General features: G+C 51.9%; 1 rRNA gene (only partly in view). It reads right to left on the minus strand.

Annotated elements, in window-relative coordinates:
- Positions 1 to 1,350, minus strand: a 23S ribosomal RNA gene (locus ACFV7R_RS46995); its annotated part reaches 765 nt to the left of the window's first position; the annotation flags it as partial.

Here is a 1,350-nt window from a genome sequence, read left to right on the forward strand (position 1 = left end):
GACTAACCCTGAGCGGACGAGCCTTCCTCAGGAAACCTTAGGCATTCGGTGGAGGGGATTCTCACCCCTCTTTCGCTACTCATACCGGCATTCTCACTTCTAAGCGCTCCACCAGTCCTTCCGGTCTGGCTTCACAGCCCTTAGAACGCTCTCCTACCACTGTTCGAAGAACAGTCCGCAGCTTCGGTGATACGTTTAGCCCCGGTACATTTTCGGCGCAGAGTCACTCGACCAGTGAGCTATTACGCACTCTTTAAATGGTGGCTGCTTCTAAGCCAACATCCTGGTTGTCTAAGCAACTCCACATCCTTTTCCACTTAACGTATACTTTGGGACCTTAGCTGGCGGTCTGGGCTGTTTCCCTTTCGACTACGGATCTTATCACTCGCAGTCTGACTCCCAAGGATAAGTCATTGGCATTCGGAGTTTGACTGAATTCGGTAACCCGGTAGGGGCCCCTAGTCCAATCAGTGCTCTACCTCCAAGACTCTTACCTTGAGGCTAGCCCTAAAGCTATTTCGGAGAGAACCAGCTATCTCCAGGTTCGATTGGCATTTCACCCCTACCCACACCTCATCCCCGCACTTTTCAACGTGCGTGGGTTCGGGCCTCCATTCAGTGTTACCTGAACTTCACCCTGGACATGGGTAGATCACCTGGTTTCGGGTCTACGACCACATACTCATGCGCCCTATTCAGACTCGCTTTCGCTGCGGCTCCGCATCTTCTGCTTAACCTTGCACGGGATCGTAACTCGCCGGTTCATTCTACAAAAGGCACGCCATCACCCGTTAACGGGCTCTGACTACTTGTAGGCACACGGTTTCAGGATCTATTTCACTCCCCTTCCGGGGTGCTTTTCACCTTTCCCTCACGGTACTGGTTCACTATCGGTCACTAGGGAGTATTTAGCCTTGGGAGATGGTCCTCCCGGATTCCGACGGAATTTCACGTGTTCCGCCGTACTCAGGATCCACTCTGGAGAGAACAACATTTCAGTTACAGGGCTGTTACCTTCTTTGGCGGGCCTTTCCAGACCTCTTCGCTTATATCGTTCCTTTGTAACTCCGTATAGAGTGTCCTACAACCCCAAGAGGCAAGCCTCTTGGTTTGGGCTGTTCCCGTTTCGCTCGCCGCTACTCAGGGAATCGCATTTGCTTTCTCTTCCTCCGGGTACTTAGATGTTTCAGTTCCCCGGGTCTGCCTTCTCATATCCTATGTATTCAAGTATGGATACTACTCCATTACGAGCAGTGGGTTTCCCCATTCGGAAATCTTCGGATCAAAGCTTACTTACAGCTCCCCGAAGCATATCGGCGTTAGTCCCGTCCTTCATCGACTCCTAGTGTC

It is taken from the genome of Streptomyces sp. NPDC059866 (assembly GCF_042731325.1).
Taxonomy (GTDB): domain Bacteria; phylum Actinomycetota; class Actinomycetes; order Streptomycetales; family Streptomycetaceae; genus Streptomyces; species Streptomyces flavusporus.